General features: G+C 75.3%; 21 protein-coding genes. 1 reads left to right on the top strand and 20 read right to left on the bottom strand.

The features are described from left to right. Nucleotides 1-42: 42 nt before the first annotated feature. The 10 genes from ABT023_RS13305 to hisD all read right to left on the bottom strand — a co-directional run bounded on the left by ABT023_RS13305 (nucleotide 43) and on the right by hisD (nucleotide 6,447). Nucleotides 43-474 (bottom strand): organic hydroperoxide resistance protein, encoded by a 432-nt coding sequence (locus tag ABT023_RS13305; protein ID WP_350884958.1) that lies wholly within the window; start codon nucleotides 472-474, stop codon nucleotides 43-45. Nucleotide 475: 1 nt separating this feature from the next. Further along, nucleotides 476-919 (bottom strand): MarR family winged helix-turn-helix transcriptional regulator, encoded by a 444-nt coding sequence (locus ABT023_RS13300; RefSeq protein WP_350884955.1) that lies wholly within the window; start codon nucleotides 917-919, stop codon nucleotides 476-478. Between the two features lie 114 nt (nucleotides 920-1,033). Then, nucleotides 1,034-1,423 carry a RidA family protein gene (locus tag ABT023_RS13295; RefSeq protein WP_350884953.1) on the bottom strand — a complete coding sequence of 130 codons (390 nt, stop codon included), beginning with the start codon at nucleotides 1,421-1,423 and terminating at the stop codon, nucleotides 1,034-1,036. After that, nucleotides 1,420-2,145 carry a bifunctional 1-(5-phosphoribosyl)-5-((5-phosphoribosylamino)methylideneamino)imidazole-4-carboxamide isomerase/phosphoribosylanthranilate isomerase PriA gene (gene priA, locus ABT023_RS13290; protein ID WP_350884951.1) on the bottom strand — a complete coding sequence of 242 codons (726 nt, stop codon included), beginning with the start codon at nucleotides 2,143-2,145 and terminating at the stop codon, nucleotides 1,420-1,422. Before priA ends, ABT023_RS13295 begins: the two co-directional genes overlap by 4 nt. A 32-nt stretch (nucleotides 2,146-2,177) precedes the next feature. Then, nucleotides 2,178-2,501 carry a hypothetical protein gene (locus ABT023_RS13285; RefSeq protein WP_350884949.1) on the bottom strand — a complete coding sequence of 108 codons (324 nt, stop codon included), beginning with the start codon at nucleotides 2,499-2,501 and terminating at the stop codon, nucleotides 2,178-2,180. Between the two features lie 75 nt (nucleotides 2,502-2,576). Beyond that, nucleotides 2,577-3,221, bottom strand: coding sequence for an imidazole glycerol phosphate synthase subunit HisH (gene hisH / locus ABT023_RS13280; protein WP_350884947.1), 645 nt, complete (start codon nucleotides 3,219-3,221; stop codon nucleotides 2,577-2,579). Then, on the bottom strand, nucleotides 3,221-3,391 hold the full coding sequence (locus ABT023_RS13275) for a CG2302 family histidine operon protein (RefSeq protein WP_350884945.1): 171 nt from the start codon (nucleotides 3,389-3,391) through the stop codon (nucleotides 3,221-3,223). Before ABT023_RS13275 ends, hisH begins: the two co-directional genes overlap by 1 nt. A gap of 28 nt (nucleotides 3,392-3,419) precedes the next feature. Next, on the bottom strand, nucleotides 3,420-4,031 hold the full coding sequence (gene hisB, locus ABT023_RS13270) for an imidazoleglycerol-phosphate dehydratase HisB (RefSeq protein ID WP_350884943.1): 612 nt from the start codon (nucleotides 4,029-4,031) through the stop codon (nucleotides 3,420-3,422). After that, nucleotides 4,028-5,101: a histidinol-phosphate transaminase gene (locus tag ABT023_RS13265; protein ID WP_350885141.1), complete on the bottom strand. Its 1,074-nt coding sequence runs from the start codon at nucleotides 5,099-5,101 to the stop codon at nucleotides 4,028-4,030. Before ABT023_RS13265 ends, hisB begins: the two co-directional genes overlap by 4 nt. 23 nt (nucleotides 5,102-5,124) lie before the next feature. After that, nucleotides 5,125-6,447 carry a histidinol dehydrogenase gene (hisD, locus tag ABT023_RS13260; protein WP_350884941.1) on the bottom strand — a complete coding sequence of 441 codons (1,323 nt, stop codon included), beginning with the start codon at nucleotides 6,445-6,447 and terminating at the stop codon, nucleotides 5,125-5,127. A 106-nt stretch (nucleotides 6,448-6,553) separates the two neighbouring features. On the opposite strand from hisD, the gene ABT023_RS13255 reads away from it, so the two are divergent. After that, nucleotides 6,554-7,255, top strand: coding sequence for an LON peptidase substrate-binding domain-containing protein (locus ABT023_RS13255; RefSeq protein WP_350884939.1), 702 nt, complete (start codon nucleotides 6,554-6,556; stop codon nucleotides 7,253-7,255). On the opposite strand, the gene ABT023_RS13250 is transcribed toward ABT023_RS13255, so the two are convergent. The 10 genes from ABT023_RS13250 to ABT023_RS13205 all read right to left on the bottom strand — a co-directional run bounded on the left by ABT023_RS13250 (nucleotide 7,170) and on the right by ABT023_RS13205 (nucleotide 16,637). Further along, the gene (locus ABT023_RS13250) at nucleotides 7,170-8,120 is read right to left on the bottom strand and encodes a DUF2567 domain-containing protein (RefSeq protein ID WP_350884937.1); all 951 of its coding nucleotides are present in this window, start codon (nucleotides 8,118-8,120) and stop codon (nucleotides 7,170-7,172) included. The two genes, ABT023_RS13255 and ABT023_RS13250, sit on opposite strands and share 86 nt — an antisense overlap. 56 nt (nucleotides 8,121-8,176) lie before the next feature. After that, on the bottom strand, nucleotides 8,177-9,850 hold the full coding sequence (locus ABT023_RS13245) for a MinD/ParA family ATP-binding protein (RefSeq protein WP_502890664.1): 1,674 nt from the start codon (nucleotides 9,848-9,850) through the stop codon (nucleotides 8,177-8,179). Nucleotides 9,851-9,947: 97 nt separating this feature from the next. After that, on the bottom strand, nucleotides 9,948-10,916 hold the full coding sequence (locus ABT023_RS13240) for a hypothetical protein (protein WP_350884933.1): 969 nt from the start codon (nucleotides 10,914-10,916) through the stop codon (nucleotides 9,948-9,950). Nucleotides 10,917-10,959: 43 nt separating this feature from the next. Beyond that, a complete protein-coding gene (locus ABT023_RS13235; RefSeq protein WP_350884930.1) occupies nucleotides 10,960-11,904 on the bottom strand; it encodes an RluA family pseudouridine synthase in 945 nt (314 codons plus the stop codon). Next, nucleotides 11,901-12,515 carry a signal peptidase II gene (gene lspA / locus ABT023_RS13230; RefSeq protein WP_350884928.1) on the bottom strand — a complete coding sequence of 205 codons (615 nt, stop codon included), beginning with the start codon at nucleotides 12,513-12,515 and terminating at the stop codon, nucleotides 11,901-11,903. Before lspA ends, ABT023_RS13235 begins: the two co-directional genes overlap by 4 nt. Nucleotides 12,516-12,577: 62 nt before the next feature. After that, nucleotides 12,578-12,997 carry a TraR/DksA family transcriptional regulator gene (locus ABT023_RS13225; protein ID WP_088972347.1) on the bottom strand — a complete coding sequence of 140 codons (420 nt, stop codon included), beginning with the start codon at nucleotides 12,995-12,997 and terminating at the stop codon, nucleotides 12,578-12,580. 224 nt (nucleotides 12,998-13,221) lie between these two features. After that, nucleotides 13,222-14,727 carry a potassium/proton antiporter gene (locus tag ABT023_RS13220; protein WP_350884926.1) on the bottom strand — a complete coding sequence of 502 codons (1,506 nt, stop codon included), beginning with the start codon at nucleotides 14,725-14,727 and terminating at the stop codon, nucleotides 13,222-13,224. Between the two features lie 22 nt (nucleotides 14,728-14,749). Then, entirely contained in the window at nucleotides 14,750-15,049 is a 300-nt protein-coding gene (locus tag ABT023_RS13215) for a DUF167 domain-containing protein (RefSeq protein WP_350884924.1), read from the bottom strand. Between the two features lie 6 nt (nucleotides 15,050-15,055). Then, nucleotides 15,056-15,763 (bottom strand): hypothetical protein, encoded by a 708-nt coding sequence (locus ABT023_RS13210; protein ID WP_350884922.1) that lies wholly within the window; start codon nucleotides 15,761-15,763, stop codon nucleotides 15,056-15,058. A 73-nt stretch (nucleotides 15,764-15,836) separates the two neighbouring features. After that, a complete protein-coding gene (locus ABT023_RS13205; protein ID WP_350884920.1) occupies nucleotides 15,837-16,637 on the bottom strand; it encodes a DivIVA domain-containing protein in 801 nt (266 codons plus the stop codon). Nucleotides 16,638-16,648: the final 11 nt, after the last annotated feature.

Below are 16,648 nucleotides of genomic sequence, written 5' to 3'. Positions count from 1 at the left end.
GTCGTCCCTTCGGTCGCTGGTCGGGCTGCGCCGCGCGAGGTGTCAGGCGGCCAGGGCCTCGCGGACGGTGAGCGCGACCTCGACGTTGCCACGGGTCGCGTTCGAGTAGGGGCAGACCTGGTGGGCCTGGGCGACGAGTTGCTCGGCGGCCTCCCGGGGCACGGCCGGCAGGTCCACCACGAGGGCCACGGTCAGCCCGTACCCGCCGTTGCCGTTCGGGCCGATGCCCACCTCGGCGTCGACCACGGAGCCGGTGACGTCGGCCTTCGCCCCGCGGGCGACCAGGCGCAGCGCCGAGTGGAAGCAGGCGGCGTACCCGGCGGCGAAGAGCTGCTCCGGGTTCGCGGCGCCGCCGGCCCCGCCCATCTCCTTCGGCACCGCGAGGTCCAGCTCGAACGTGCCGTCGGAGGTGCGGACGCGGCCGTCGCGGCCGTCGCCGGTGGCGCGGGCGTCGGCGGTGTAGAGGACCTTCATGTCACTGCTCCTTCTGTCGGTGGATCGTCTCGGTGACCCGGGTGAGGGTGTCGCGCAGCGCGACCAGCTCGCCCTCGCTGAGGCCGGTGGCGAGGGCCACCCGCAGCGGGACGTCGCACATACGCTCGCGCAGCGCCCCGCCGTCGCCGGTCAGGCGCACCTCCACCCGGCGCTCGTCGCGCGCCGAGCGGGACCGGACCAGCAGGCCCGCCGCCTCCAGCCGCTTGAGCAGCGGGGAGAGGGTGCCGGAGTCCAGCCGCAGCGCGGCGCCCAGCTCGGAGACCGTGGGGGCGTCGTCGCGCTCCCAGAGCACCAGCAGCACCAGGTACTGCGGGTAGGTCAGCCCGAACGCGTCGAGGATCGGCCGGTAGACGTCGGTCAGGGCGCGCGACGCCGCGTACAGCGCGAAGCACACCTGCCGGCGCAACACCAGATCATCGGTCACCCCAGAAAGGTAGCGGGCAATTAAGTTGTGCACAACCGATCTGGCCGGACGGTGGCCCGCCTCACCCCGCCCTCGCCGAGGCGGGGCGGGGCAGGCCGGGGCTAGGCGGGGCGGTCAGCGGTCGCCGAGGTACGCCTCCAGCTCCACCTCGACCAGGTGGTCCGGGTCCAGCAGGGCGGCCACCACGACCAGGGTCGCCACCGGACGGACCGCGCCGAACACCGCGTTGTGGGCCCGGCCCACCTCGTCGGCGTACGCGCGGTCGGTCACGTACATCCGGGTGCGCACCACGTCCCCGGGCCCCGCGCCGACCTCGGCCAGGGCCGCCAGGCCGATCCGCAACGCCTGGGCGGTCTGCGCCGCGGCATCCCCCACGTGCACGACGTGCCCGTCGACCGTGGCGGTGCAGCCGGCCGTCACGGCCCGGTCGCCGGCCCGGACCACCCGGGAGTAGCCGTAGAGCTGCTCCCAGGGGCCGCCCGAGCCGAGTCGGGTGACGGTCACGCGGCGGCCAGCACGTCGAGGGCCTGTCGCACGGTGAACGCGCCCGCGTACAGCGCCTTGCCGGCGATCACACCCTCCACGCCCACCGGCTCCAGGGTCGCCAGGGCCCGCAGGTCGTCCAGCGCCGAGACGCCGCCGGAGGCGATCACCGGGGCGGCGGTGCGGGAGCACACCTCGCGCAGCAGGTCCAGGTTCGGCCCTCGCATGGTGCCGTCCTTGGTGATGTCGGTCACCACGTACCGGGCGGCGCCGGCCTTGTCGAGCCGTTCCAGCACCTCGAACAGGTCGCCGCCGTCGCGGGTCCAGCCGCGCGCCGACAGGGTACGACCCCGCACGTCCAGCCCGATGGCGACCCGATCGCCGTACTCGCCGCAGACCCGGTCGCACCACTGCGGGTCCTCCAGCGCGGCCGTGCCGATGTTGACCCGGGCCGCGCCGGTGCCCAGGGCGGCCCGCAGCGACTCGTCGTCCCGGATGCCGCCCGACAGTTCCACCTTGACGTCGAGCCGGCGGACCACCTCGGCCAGCAGGGCCGCGTTGGAGCCACGGCCGAACGCGGCGTCCAGGTCCACCAGGTGGATCCACTCCGCGCCGTCGTGCTGCCAGGCCAACGCCGCCTCCAACGGGTCGCCGTAGGTGGTCTCGCTGCCGGCGGCGCCCTGCACGAGCCGGACGGCCTGGCCGTCGGCGACGTCCACGGCGGGCAACAGGGTGAGGCTCAACGCTTTTCTCCTCGGATCGGGAACACGGTGGATCAGGACCGGCGGCCCAGGGCAATCACCACGGCCGCCGGCAGGACCAGCAGCAACAACACGACCAGCACCAGCCGCAGCGCCAGGTCGTCGACGAAACTCCAGATGCCGAGCACCGCCACCCCGGTCAACCCCACGATCGCGGCCCGCTCGCCCCGGGTGTGCCGGGCCAGCCGGCCCGAACGACGGCGCGACCAGCGGGGCAGCAGCCGGCGTACCACCGCGCGGCGGCGCTCCCGGCGGGCCACCCGGCGGCGGCGGACGGACCGCTCCCGCTCCAACTGGGCCTCGCGGGCCTCCCGACGGCGGGCGCGCTCCTTGCTCATCGGACGCCCCGGCCCGGCGTCGCCGGGCCGACGGGCGGCCGGACCGCGGCGGCACGGCCCGGCCCGGTGACCCGCTCAGCCACCGACGGTCACGGTGGCCAGCCAGTTGCGCAGCAGCGCAGCGCCGGTGTCGGCCGACTTCTCCGGATGGAACTGGGCTGCCGACAGCGCGCCGCGCTCGACCGCGGCCACGAAGTCCGTCTCGTGGTGCGCGGTGGTCACCGTCGCCCCCGCCGCGGCCAGCGCCGCCGGGTCGGTCACCCCGTAGGAGTGGACGAAGTAGAAACGGCTGTCCGCCGGCAGGCCGGCGAAGAGCGTCGACGACGCCGGGGCGTGCACGGTGTTCCAGCCCATGTGCGGCAGCCGGGCGGCGGCAAGCCGCGTCACCGCGCCGGGCAGCAGCCCGAGCCCCTTGGTGACCACCCCGTGCTCGTCCCCGTGCTCGAAGAGCACCTGCATGCCGACGCAGATGCCCAGCACCGGACGGCCGGCCGCGACCCGTTCGGCGATCACCGGGCCCGCGCCGATCGCCTCGATCCCGGCCATGCAGGCGGCGAACGCGCCGACGCCCGGGACGACCAGGCCCTCGGCCTCGGCGGCGGCGGTCAGGTCGTCGGTCACCGTGACGTGCGCGCCGGCCCGTTCCAGGGCCCGCTCGGCCGAGCGCAGGTTGCCCGAGCCGTAGTCGAGCACCACGATCCGCTCACTACGCTCGCTCATCAGCCCTCCCCGGGCAGCAGCCAGAGCACCCCGCCGATGGTGGCCAGCACCGCGAGCAGTGCGGTGATCACCACCGCGCTACGCGGCGCGCCCTGGCGGTGCAGCGACCACGCCCCGCCGACCAGCACCCCGGCGAGGATCAACAGCAGCGACGGCAACACGGACCCCATCAGGATCGTCCCTTCCGCGCGCCCGGCCTCACAGCGCGCCCTTCGTGCTGGGGATCGCGCCGGCCGAGCGCGGATCGATGGCGGTGGCCTCGCGCAGGGCACGGGAGACCGCCTTGAACTGGGCCTCCACCACGTGGTGGGCGTCCGGGTGGCCGCCGGGGCGGGCCGCCCGCAGCACGTCCACGTGCAGGGTGATCCGGGCAGCCTGGCCGAAGGACTCCCAGATGTGCCGGGTCATGCTGGTCGGGTAGACCGGCCCGATGTACGGCGCGAGCGGCGGCTCGTCGTGCACCACGTACGGGCGGCCGGACAGGTCGACGGCGGCCCGGACCAGGACCTCGTCCATCGGGACGGTGGCCGAGCCGTACCGCCGGATGCCGGCCTTGTCCCCCAGCGCCTCGTCGAACGCGGCGCCCAGGGCGAGCGCCGTGTCCTCCATCGTGTGATGGGCGTCGATCTCCAGGTCGCCGACGGTGCGCACGGTCAGGTCGAAGCCGCCGTGCCGGGCGATCTGGTGCAGCATGTGGTCGTAGAAGCCGACCCCGGTGCCGATCTCGGCCGCTCCGGTGCCGTCGAGGTCGATCTCGACGAGCACCTTGGTCTCCTTGGTGATCCGCTCCACCCGGGCGGTACGGCTCATTGAAGTCTCTCCATCGCGGTGAGGAAGGCGTCGGTCTCGGCGGGGGTGCCGGCGGTGACCCGCAGCCAGCCGGGCAGCCCGACGTCGCGGACCAGCACGCCGGCGTCGAGCAGGGTGTGCCAGGCCACCGCCTGGTCGCCGCCCACGGCGAAGAGCACGAAGTTGGCGTCGCTGTCGGCCACCCGGTGACCCCGGGCGCGCAGCTCGGCGACGATCCGGTCCCGCTGCCCCATGATCGCCTCGACCGTGCCGAGCAGGGCGTCGCGGTGCGCCAGCGCCGCCCGGGCGGCGGCCTGGGTGAGCGCGGAGAGGTGGTACGGCAGCCGGACGAGTTGCACCGCGGCCACCACGGCCGGGTCGGCGGCCAGGTAGCCGAGCCGGCCGCCGGCGAAGCCGAACGCCTTGCTCATCGTCCGGGTCACCACCAGCCTCGGGTGGCCGGGCAGCACCGCGAGGGCGCTGACCGTGCCGGGACGGGCGAACTCGGCGTACGCCTCGTCGACCACCACCATGCCGGGGGCCTCCGCCAGCACCGCGGCGACCACCGCCGGGTCCAGCGCGGTGCCGGTGGGGTTGTTCGGCGAGCAGAGGAAGACCACGTCGGGGCGGTGCTCGCGGACCTGGGCCACCGCCTCGTCGGCGGTCAGCCCGAAGTCCGCCCCACGCCGGGCCGGCACCCAGCGGGTGCCGGTGCCCAGGGCCAGCAGCGGATGCATCGAGTACGCCGGGGCGAAGCCGAGCGCGCTGCGCCCCGGACCGCCGAACGCCTGGAGCAGCTGCTGCTGGATCTCGTTGGAGCCGTTGGCCGCCCACACCTGCTCGACGGTGAGCCCGTGGCCCAGGTACGCCGCCAGGTCGGCGCGCAGCGCCACGGCGTCCCGGTCCGGGTACCGGTTGAGGTCCCGCAGCTCCGCCGCGAGGGCCTTGCCGATCGCGTCGACCACCGGCTCGGGCACCGGGTAGGAGTTCTCGTTGGTGTTCAGCCGCACCGGCACGTCGAGCTGCGGCGCCCCGTACGGGGACAGCCCGCGCAGATCGTCGCGGATCGGCAGGTCGTCGATGGCGCTCACGCCCGGCACCCCGCCCCGCTCGCTCACGGGGCCTCCCCCGGGAAACGCACGCTGACCGCCTGGCCGTGGGCCGGCAGGTTCTCCACCCCGGCCAGGGTGACCACGTGGGGGGCCACCTCGCGCAGCGCCTGCTCGGTGTACTCCACGAGGTGGACGCCGCGCAGGAAGGACTGCACCGACAGGCCCGAGGAGTGCCGGGCGCAGCCGCCGGTGGGCAGCACATGGTTGGAGCCGGCGCAGTAGTCGCCCAGCGACACCGGCGACCAGGCGCCGACGAAGATCGCCCCGGCGTTGCGCACCCGCAGCGCCCACTCGCGGGCGTTCTCGGTCTGGATCTCCAGGTGCTCGGCGGCGTACGCGTCGACCACCCGCAGGCCGGCCTCCAGGTCGTCGACGAGGACCACGCCGCTCTGCTCACCGGTGAGCGCGGTGGTGACCCGCTCGGCGTGCTTGGTCGCGGGCACCTGTCGGGCCAGCTCCCGCTCGACCGCCTCGACCAGCGCGGGCGACGGGGTGACCAGCACGCTGGCCGCGAGGGGGTCGTGCTCGGCCTGGCTGACCAGGTCGGCGGCGACGTGCGCCGGGTCGGCCGTGTCGTCGGCGAGGATGGCGATCTCGGTCGGGCCGGCCTCGGCGTCGATGCCCACCACCCCGCGCAGCAGCCGCTTCGCGGCGGTCACCCAGATGTTGCCCGGGCCGGTGATCATGTCGACCGGGTCGCAGCGCTCCGCGCCGGCCGGGTCGACCGCCGAGCCGTACGCGAGCATGGCCACCGCCTGGGCGCCGCCGACGGCGTACACCTCGTCGACGCCGAGCAGCGCGCAGGCCGCGAGGACCCGGGCGTCGGGCAGACCACCGTTGTCCTGCTGCGGAGGGCTGGCCACCACCAGGGAACGGACTCCGGCCGCCTGGGCGGGGACCACGTTCATCACCACGGTCGACGGGTACATCGCCAGGCCGCCGGGAACGTACAGGCCGACCCGGTCCACCGGCACCCAGCGCTCGGTTACCGTGCCGCCCGGCACCACCTGCGTGGTGTGGTCGGTGCGCCGCTGGTCGGCGTGCACCTTCCGGGCGCGGCTGATCGACTCCGACAGCGCGGCGCGGACCTGCGGGTCGAGCGTCCCCTCGGCCTCGGCGATCGCCTCGGCGGGGACCCGCAGCCGCTCCGGCGAGACGCCGTCGAACCGCTCGCTCGCCTCCCGGATCGCCGGGTACCCATGCTCCCGGACCGCCTCCACGAGCGGACGGATCCGCTCGACGGCCACGGAGACGTCGAGCTGGGCACGGGGCAGCAGGCGGCGGGGGTCCCGGACGCCGCCGCGCAGGTCGATCCGATTCAACACCCCTGCGAGTCTAGGCGGACCGCCCGGCGCAGGCCCGCGCCGCCCGCAGGCCGGGACGGTGAGCCGAGCCACGCCGTCGCGGCGCGGGCGGGCTAGGCTCGACCACGTGACTGCACGGTTGCCGATCTTCCCCCTCGGGACGGTGCTCTTCCCCGGTCTGGTGCTGCCCCTGCACATCTTCGAGGAGCGCTACCGGGCCCTGGTGCGCCATCTGGTGGGCCTGCCCGACGGCACGCCCCGCGAGTTCGGGGTGGTGGCGATCCGGGCCGGCTGGGAGGTGGCCCCCGGGCCCACGCAGCGACCCGTCCCCGGCGTCGGGGACGTCACGCTGCACGAGGTGGGCTGCACCGCCGAGGTGCGTCAGGTGACCGAGCTGGCCGACGGCGGGTTCGACATCGTCACGGTGGGACGACGGCGGTTCCGCCTCACCGAGGTCGACGAGCGTGCCGAGCCGTACCTGACCGCCGAGGTGGAGTGGCTGCCGGAGCCGGGCGGCCCGGACGAGGGCAGCGACCTGCTGGCGGCCCGGGTGATCTCGGTGTTCCGGCAGTACCTCGGGCTGATCCGCCCCGACCCGGAGGAGATCTCCGAACAGCTCCCGGAGGACCCCACCGTCCTGTCCCATCTGGTCGCCGCGACGGCCATGCTGACCGTGGACGACCGGCAGCGGCTGCTCGCCATCGACGACACGACCGCCCGGCTCCGCGCCGAGCTGCGGCTGCTCAACCGCGAGGCGGCTCTGCTGCGCCAGGTGCGGGCGGTTCCGGTGCCGCTGTCGGAGCTGGCGAGCCCTCCGGCCCCGAACTGACCCCCGGCGGGACGGCAGGGAAGCCGTCGGGCGGGGCAGCCGGGACCCAGGCCAGGTCGGGCGTCGGCTCCCGGCGCAGCGACGGCCAGCGGGACCAGCCGGCCAGCAGGGTGTACGTCACGGCCGCGCCGAACGCCGGCAGCAGCAGGTTGCCGTACGGCACCGGGAACACGTCGAGGAACCAGTGCACGCCCCCGGCGCGCAGGTCGGCGGGCTTGGTGAACGCCTGCCCCGCCGGGGCGTCGGCCAGCAGACGGTCGTACGTCGACAGGCCGATCCGGCGGCCGACCTGCCAGGCCACCGGCGCCGCCGCGAGCCCGCCGAGCACGCCGGCGAGCAGCCCGGCGGGGCCGCGGCTGCGGCGCAGCAGCACCCACAGGGCCAGCGCGGCGAGCACGCCGAACCCGAGCCCCAGCATGCTGAACCAGCCGTCCGCGGCGATCGGTTGCTCCGGCTGCGGCTGGGCGTAGACGGCACCCGCAGCGGTCTTGACCACCGGGGTGTCGGGCGCGACGGCCGCCCAGAGAAGCCCCAGCGGAACGCCCAGCGCGGCCAGCGCCGCCGCCGCGCCGAGCGCCACCGCGACCGACCGGCCCGGACGACGCGCTGGCCGGTCGACGGCGGGGTACGGGACGTAGCCGGCGTCGGGAGCCGCCGGTCCGGACGCCCCGGGGTCGGGGGCCGGCCAGGCGAGCGGGTCCGCGCCGGGCGCGGCGGCGGGGGTGCCCGCCGGCACCGGCAGGCCGGCGGACCAGCCAGGGGCCTCCGGGCCCGCCACCGGCCGGGGCTGCGCCCCGGGCTCGGGCCCGCCCGACGCGGCGGGCGGGGGCAGGGGGCGGTCGGAATCGGAGGTGTCCGGGCTCACCGGTTGATCCTTCCAGACCGGACCCACCCCCGGGGCGTCGGTGCCGCCGGACGGTCTCAGCCGGCGAAGGGTTCGAGCATGGTCGACGCGGCGCGCAGCCAGGCCTGGCGGGTCTCCGGCTGGAGCTGGTGGTACTCGATCGAGGACCCGGTCTCCAGCGCCGGGTCGTACGGCACCACGGCCACGGCCCTCGTCCGGGTGGCGAAGTGCCGCTCCAGGTCGTCCTGCAGCGGCGAGCGGCCGGGCGTCGGGCAGGAGATCAGGGTGACCGCGTTCTCGGCCAGCTCGCCCATGCCCACCTCGTGCAGCAGGTCGAGCATCCAGTCCGCGCTGAACGCGGCGTCCTCCCGGGGCACGGTGGTGACCACCAACTGGTCGGCGGCCTGCATCACCGTGCGCCAGTTCGGGCTCTCCACGTTGTTGCCGGTGTCCACGCAGACCACGTCGTGGGTTCGGCGCAGCAGCTCCAGCACCCGCTTGACGGTGAACTGGTCCAGCCGCTGGGCGAACCGGGGGCTCTCCTCGCCGGCCAGCACGTCGTACGAGCCGTCGGAGGCGTGCCGCAGGTAGTCGTCCAGACTCCCCAGCAGTTCGGCACCCTCGCGGATCTCGATCTGGGCGAGGTCGCCGATCAGGTGCCGGATGGTCCGGGCGTGCCGGGCGCTGCCGGCGCGCAGCCCGAGGGTGCCACGCAGCTCGTTGTCGTCCCACGCGAGCACGCCCCGGCCCCGCACGCTGCCGACGGTGGCGGCGGCCAGCACCGTGGCGGTGGTCTTGTGCACCCCGCCCTTGGGGTTGGCGAACGCGAGCACCCGGGAGGTGCCCAGCTCGCGGCGGAGCACCCCGGCAGACCGCTCCAGCTCGCTCTCCGGGCTCTGCGGTCGCCACTCGATCCGGGCCGGGTAGCCCCGGTCCACCACGGCCGGCGGGCCGGGCTGGTAGGCCGGCTCGACCGGAGGCTGGTACACCGGCTCGACCGGGTAGGTCGGCTCGACCGGGGGCTGGTACACCGGCTCGACCGGGTAGACCGGCTCGACCGGAGGCTGGTACACCGGCTCGACCGGGTAGACCGGCTCAATCTGCGGCTGGTAGGTCGGCTCGACCGGAGGCTGGTACGTCGGCTCGGGCCGGTACCCGCCGTTGTCCAGCAGCGCGTACCGCGACTCGACCGGTGACGGCTCGGACCGGTAGCCGTTGTCCAGCATCGCGTACCGGGACTGGGCGGGCGGGGCGAGGTCGGCGCGGTGCACCGGCTCCGGCTCCGGGTGGACCGGCTCGTGGCGGGCCGGCTCGGCCCGCCACGCCGGCTCGACCGGGTACACCGGCTCGACCGGATAGCCGGGCTCGGACTGGTACGCCGGCCCGGGCTGGTAGGACGGCTCCGCCTGGTACGTCGACTCGGGCAGGTAGGACGGGTCGATCCGGTAGGCCGGGTCCACCCGGTAGCTCGCCCCGGCCCGGTAGCTCCCGTGGGGCGGCTCGGCCGGGTGGCCGGGCTCCGCGCCGTACGACGGCTCGGCGGAGCGGCCGATCGCCGCCCGCCCGGCGTAGCCGTTGCCCGACGCGCGCCGGGGCAACGACTCGGGGGCCACCCGGGACGCCTCCTCGGCACGATGGTCGGCCTCGGCCTGCTCCGCGGTACGACCGCCGTGGCGGGCCCGGTCGAGCAGCGCCCGCCACCGCGGTGCTGGCTCGGCCGGTCGACCCCAGCCGGTCTCCGTGCCGTCCAAGGCTCGCCCTCCCAGCGCCATCGATCTCCGCCTGACAGGCTACGAACGAAACCCTATTCGGACCACACCGGTCTGCGCACATTCTGGTCCGTCTTTGTCACCGGGGCACCGCCTCCGGGCCGCCGTCGGCCGCGTACGGCGAGGTCGCGGCCTTCGGCGCGACCTCCCCGGCCGACGCCGGGCCCACAGGCGGTGACGACACCACGACCTTCGGTGCCGCTTCCGACGTTTCGCCCACCCCCGGCACCGGCCCGGTATCGGCCGGCGGGCGGGCCACGTCGCGCTGTTCGGGCAGCGGCGGGGTGACCACCGTACGGTCCAACCGGCGCAGCTCCGGGGCCGGCTCGACGGACCGGACCCGCGGCCGACCGGCCAGCGCGCGCAGCGCCTCCGGCACGCCCCGCACCACCGCCGCGTACACGCAGGCGCACCCCGCCCGGTACGCCGCCGCCTCGTCCGCCGCGACCTGCGCCCCGGTCTCGTACCTCCGGCGCAGCTCGGGGTCGGCGGCACCGGCGGCCCGGGCCCGCTGGTCGGCGGCCTCGCGGTCCTTGCGGGCGGCCACCCCGGCCATCCCGGCGGTCACGTCCTGCGGCAGCGACCCGACCGGCAGCCGGACGATCTCGCTCTGCCGGCCGGGCAGCGGCGCCCGGGCCACCACCTCCGCGACGGACACGCCGTCGAGCGGCGCCGCCAGCCCGCCCGGGGCGACGTACGCCGAGAACGACACCAGCGCGTACGTTCCGGCCGGCGACCCGGCGGCCGGCAGGGCCGCCAGCTCGGCCGCGGCGGCGCGCAGGTACCCGGGGATCGGGTCGCCGGAGGCGATTCCGACCCGGGTCACCTCGCCCACCGTGCGGTCGCCCGCCGGCCGGTCCTGGCGGCTCGCCCACCCGGCGGTGAGCAGCACCGCCGCCACCGCCAGCAGCGCGGCCGAGGTGAGCAGGCGGGGCCTGCGGGCCACTCCGGCCGGGGCGCGACCGGCGGCGGGGCCGGTCGCGGCGGACGGCCCGTCGTCCGGGCCCGACGGTGGCTGGCCGGACCGCGGTTGTTCGGTAGCGCGCACCGCGCGGGCCCCCTCGGCGGAAGAGTCTCGGTGGGACGTCGGGTCAGTCGCGGAGGATCTCCAGCGCCCGTTCCAGGTCGGCCGGGTAGTCGCTGACGAAGGTCACCTGGTCGCCCGTGCGCGGGTGCAGGAAACTCAGCGACCGGGCGTGCAGCCACTGCCGACCCAGGCCCAGCCGGGCGGACAGCGTCGGGTCCGCGCCGTAGGTGAGGTCGCCCACGCAGGGGTGGCGCAGGGCGGAGAAGTGCACCCGAATCTGGTGGGTCCGGCCGGTCTCCAGCCGGACGTCCAGCAGGCTCGCCGCCGGGAACGCCTCCAGCGTGTCGTAATGGGTGATGCTGGGCTTGCCGTCGGAGACCACGGCCCACCGGTAGTCGTGGTTCGGGTGCCGGTCGATCGGAGCGTCGATGGTGCCGCGCAGCGGGTCCGGGTGGCCCTGCACCACGGCGTGGTAACGCTTCTCCACCTCGCGGTACTTGAAGGCCCGCTTCAGCGCGGTGTACGCCTGCTCGCTCTTGGCCACCGCCATGATCCCGGTGGTTCCGACATCGAGGCGGTGCACCACGCCCTGCCGCTCGGCGGCGCCGCTGGTGGAGATCCGGTGCCCGACGCCGGCCAGCCCGCCGATCACGGTCGGGCCGGTCCAGCCGGGGCTGGGGTGGGCCGCCACGCCCACCGGCTTGTCCACGACCACGATGTCGTCGTCGGCGTACACCACCCGCAGGCCGGGAACCGTCTGCGGCACCACAGTCGGCGGGGCGGCCGGGGCCGGCAGCGTCACCTCCAGCCACGAGCCGGCCTTGACCTTGTGCGAGTTGGACCGGGCAACGCCGTCGACCAGCGCGTCACCGGCGTCGATCAGGGCCGCGGCGGCAGTGCGGGAGAGCCCGAAGAGCCGGGACACGGCCTGGTCGAGCCGCATGCCGTCGAGGCCGTCCGGCACCGGCAGGGAACGCTGGTCGCCGCCCGCGGCGAACGCCGCGGTCACGCCCGCTCCCGCTGTCCGGCCGGGACCGCGTCGGCGGACTTGTCCCTGCCGAGCCGGGAGCCGTCGCGCTGACGCCCGGTGAGTTCCAGCACCACGGCCAGCACCACCCCGCAGAGCAGCGAGCTGTCGGCCAGGTTGAACACCGGCCACACCTGGCCGTACGGGTCGAAGAGGCTGATCATGTCGACCACGTGGCCGACGAAGTGGCCGGGGGCCCGGAAGATCCGGTCGCCCAGGTTACCCAGCGCCCCGCCGAGCACCAGACCGAGCGAAACCGCCCAGGGCAGCGAACGCAGCCGCAGGGCCATCCACCCGATCCAGCCGACCACGCCGATGGTGATCAGCGGGAAGACCCAGGTGTGGTCACCGCCGATGCCCCACGCCGCGCCGCTGTTGCGGGTGAGGCTGAGGTAGACCGCGCCGCCGAGCAGCTTCACCGGTTCCCTGTCGCTGAGCGCGAGCAGGGCGAAGTGCTTGGTGAGCAGGTCGGCCAGGAACGCCACCAGGGCGACCGCGGTGAGGATCACGATCGCCCGGCGCCGGGCCGGGGGCGGGGCCCCGCCCGGCTCGGCGGTGCCGGTCTCGGACCCGGCGGGCGGTGTAGCCGTCATCTGCTCCCCATCGACGCTCTCGGCGGTGATCGCTCACCGTCCTGATCGGCCGGGGAGCGGGTTCAGCGCCGCTCCTCCAGCTGCTTGCACTTCACGCAGAGCGTCGCCGACGGGAAGGCGGCGAGCCGCTCCACCGGGATCGGGTCGCCGCACCGCTCGCACCAGCCGTAGCCGCCCTCGTCGAGCCGCTCCAGCGCCCGCTCGACCTGCGTGATCCGTTCCCGGATGCTGTTGGCGAGTGAGATCTCCTGCTCCCGCTCGAACGTCTTGGTGCCGGTGTCGGCCTGGTCGTCCCCGGCCGAGTCCGTCAGCCGATCGCGCTGCAGCTCGGTGATCTCGCTCAACGTCTGATCGTACTCGGCGCGCAACTCGTCCCGCCGTGCCGCCAGGGCCGCCCGGATCTTCTCGGTCTCCGCGGCGCTGCGGGTGGCCTTGGCCACCGGCTTACGGCCGGCGGTCCTGGTGTCGGCTGGCTTCGCCATCGTCGCTCCCTAGCGCCGCGGCGCCGCGGCGCTGCCGCGGCCCCTGGACAGGGGTCGCCGGCCTGGCGCCCCCAGGTAACAAAACGGGCGCACGGCAACAGTCGCCGCGCACTCCGGAGGTTGGCAAGAATACGGAACGTACAGGCGTCCGACAACGTGCCGCCCCGCCGCCCCGCCATTCCGCCTCGAAAAGCCCTCAAATGGGCAAAAGGAACGCTAGCAGATCAACCATCGCGATCCTCGCCGTACTCGCCAAACCACCGGGCCAGGCGTCCCCGGCGGCTGACCGCGCGCAGCCGCCGCTCGGCGGCGTCCCGCACCCCCGACGTCGCCACGATCAGCAGGCTGTCGCCGGTCTTCAGCCGGGTGTCCGGGCCGGGCACGAAGCCCGCCCCGTCACGCAGCACCAGGGTCACCGCGGCTCCCACCGGCAGCCGCAGCTCGTCCAGGTGGACCCCGGCCAGCCGCGACTGCGGGGGCACCTCCACCTGGAGCAGGTCCGCCCGCATCCGCTCCAGCGGGGCGGTCTCCACCCTGATCTCCGCCGGCTCGGCCGGAGCGGTCACGCCCAGCCGGCGGGCGGCCGGGGCGAGGGTGCCCGCCTGGAGCAGGGTGAAGATGACCACCAGCACGAAGACCGCGTCGAAGAGCCGCTCCGCGCCCGGCACCCGCTCCGACAGCGGAATGGTCGCCAACACGATCGGCACCGCCCCGCGCAGCCCGGCCCAGGACAGGAACGCCTGGTCGCGCAGGCCGAACCGGAACGGCCAGGCGGACACCGCCACCGACAGCGGCCGGGCGGCCAGCACCAGCGCCAGCCCGGCGACGATCGCCGGCAGCAGCGCCGCGTCCAGCCGGCCCGGCGAGGCCAGCAGCCCGAGCAGGACGAACAAGCCGATCTGGGCCAGCCAGGCCAGCCCGTCGGCGAAGCCGAGGATGGCCTGCCGATGCGGCAACCGGGCATTGCCCAGCAGCACCCCCGCGACGTACACGGCCAGGAAGCCGGAGGCGTGCAGCACCGCGCCCGCCGCGTACGCGAGCACGGTGAAGCCGACCGCCGCGATCGGGTAGAGCCCGGCCGAGGGCAGCGCCGCCTTGCGCAACGCCACCCGGCCGGCGAGCCCGACGCCCAGCCCGACCGCGACGCCCACGCTGAGCTCGTAGCCGAGCAGCAGGCCCTCGTACCACCACGGGTGGGCGGCCTCGGCGGCCGCACGGGACAGCAGCACCACCAGCAGCACCACCGGGGCGTCGTTCATCCCCGACTCGGCCTCCAGGGTGGCGACCAGCCGGGGCGGCAGGCGCAGCCGGCGCAGGGTGGCGAAGACGGCGGCGGCATCGGTCGAGGAGAGCACCGCCCCGTAGAGCATGGCCAGCCGCCAGTCCAGCCCGAGCAGCAGATGCACGGCCAGGCCGACCACCAGAATGCTCACCACCACCCCGACGGTGGACAGCACCGCGGCCAGCCCGAGCACCGGTCGCAGGGTGCTCCACCGGGCGGTCAGCCCGCCCTCGGCGATGATCACGACCAGGGCGCAGAAACCGAGGGTGCGGGTCAGCTCGACGTCGTCGAACCGGATGCCCAACCCGGACTCGCCGATCGCCACGCCGAGCGCGAGGTAGACCAGGAGGCTCGGCACGCCCAGCCGGGTGGAGAAGCGGACCGCGCCGACGGCCACCAGCAGCACCGCGGCGCCGAGCAACAGCGTGAGGTCGAATCCGGGGGTCATGCCGGCCCTGGACGGGCAGCCGTCACCGGTCGGCCCCGTCGCGCAGCCGGCGCAGCGCCTGCGCCAGCTCCGGCGACGGGCGCTCGACGAGGAAGAGCTTGTCCCGGCTGGCCGAGCCGGCCCGCAACGACACGGCCGCCGGCCGGACCCCGAGCGCCTCGGCCAGCGCCCGACGAGCCGCCTCGGTGGCCCGGCCGTCGACCGGCGGGGCGTTCACGGCGATCACCAGGGCCGGCCCGTGCGGGCCGTCGTGCCGGCCGCCGACCCGGGCCCGGGCTGCTCCCGGCTTCACCCGCACGGCAACGGTGAGCGTGTCCTCCATGGGGCGTCAGAGCGGCCGGGCGTCAGCGAGCAGGAAGGTGTCCGGCGCGCAGCCGGCGCACGGGGTGAAACCCAGCCCGACGGCCTCGGCCACCGGCAGCGGCTCGGCGACACGGCCGAGCAGGTGCGGGCAGTCGGCCAGGTGATAGCGGGGCCGCCCGTCGACGACCTGGACCTCGTCGTCGAGCTGAGCGACCAGCGCGGCGTCCGACGGGGACACCCGCAGCGCGGGCGGCTCGTCCGGCGGCACCGCGGCCTGGTCCGGGTCGGCCGGACCGGCGTACGGGTCCTCGCCGGCGTACGGCTGCCCGTCGGCGTGCGGGTCGTGCGGGTCCTCGGCCGCGTACGGCTGCCCGTCGGCGTGCGGGTCCTCCCCGACGACGGCCGACGACCCGGGTGGTTGCCGCCACCCGGTGTCGTCGGCATCGATCGTCGAGGGAACATGTTGGGCCGGGATGTCCGGCCCGGCCTCGAAGTGGGCCTCGGCCTCCGGGTCGTCGCCGGCCGGTCGCCGGCGGAACCAGGTGGGGTCCGGGTCGGAACGCCCGGCTGCCGCCCGGGTGGCGGCCGCCTGGCGGGCACCGACCACCAACGCGACGGCGGCCAGCAGGCTGGCCGCGATGGAGGCGGCCAGCGGCAGGCTGGAGCCACCGGTGAGGCCGACCACCAGAAGCACGACGGCGACGAGGATGAGCAACAGGCTTACGACTATCACGGCTCACCCCCGCCGCGTCGGATTCAGGTGGGCGTGGCCGGCGGTCGTCCCCACGACGACCGCCGTACCGAAATCAGCGACCCGACTCCAGGGCGCCGGAGCGACCGCCGCTGTACGAGCCGGCGAGGCCGGCTGCCGCGAGGCCGTTGCTGCCGCCCACGGCCCGGCTGCCCTCGCGGGTCATCTCGGCCTCCAGGCCCTGACCGCGGCCGTCGAGGTCGCGCAGCTGGCTCTCCAGGTACGCCTTGAGCCGGGTGCGGTACTCCCGCTCGAACTGCTTGAGCTCCTCGATGTGCTTCTGCAGCGCGGTGCGCTTGGCGTCCAGGCCGCCCATGGCCTCCTGGTGCCGCTGGCGGGCGTCGCGCTCCAGGGCGTCAGCCTTGGAGCGCGCCTCACGGGTGACCTCCTCGGCGTTCGAACGGGCCTCGGAGAGCAGCTGGTCGGCCTCCCGACGGGCGTCGGAGACGTGGTCGTCGGCGGTGCGCTGGGCCATCATCAGCACCCGCAGCGCCTGCTGCTCGCCGTCGCCGGCCACGGCAGGACCGCCCTGGGTGCGGACCTGCTCCAGCTCGGCCTGCATCGCGCGGGCGGCCTGCTCGGCCGCCGCCTTGTCGCGCTGCACCCGGTCGAGCTGGGCCTTGACGTCGTTCAGCTCGGCGGCGAGCCGGGCGTCACCGCCGGGGCCGGCGGGAGCGCCGCCACGGCCGCCACGCTCCACCTGGGCGCGCAGCTCGTTGTTCTCCTCGATCAGACGGGCAAGCTCACGCTCGACCTCGTCCAGGAAGGCGTCGACCTCCTCCTCGTCGTACCCCCGCTTGCCGATCGGCGGCTTTTTGAAGGCGACGTTGTGTACGTCGGCCGGGGTCAGCGGCATCGAAACTCCTC

The sequence above is a fragment of the Micromonospora sp. NPDC002296 genome, from assembly GCF_040296145.1.
Lineage (GTDB): Bacteria > Actinomycetota > Actinomycetes > Mycobacteriales > Micromonosporaceae > Micromonospora.
The sequence above is the reverse complement of the archived record's forward strand: the minus strand, read 5'-3'. Positions and strand labels throughout refer to the sequence as shown.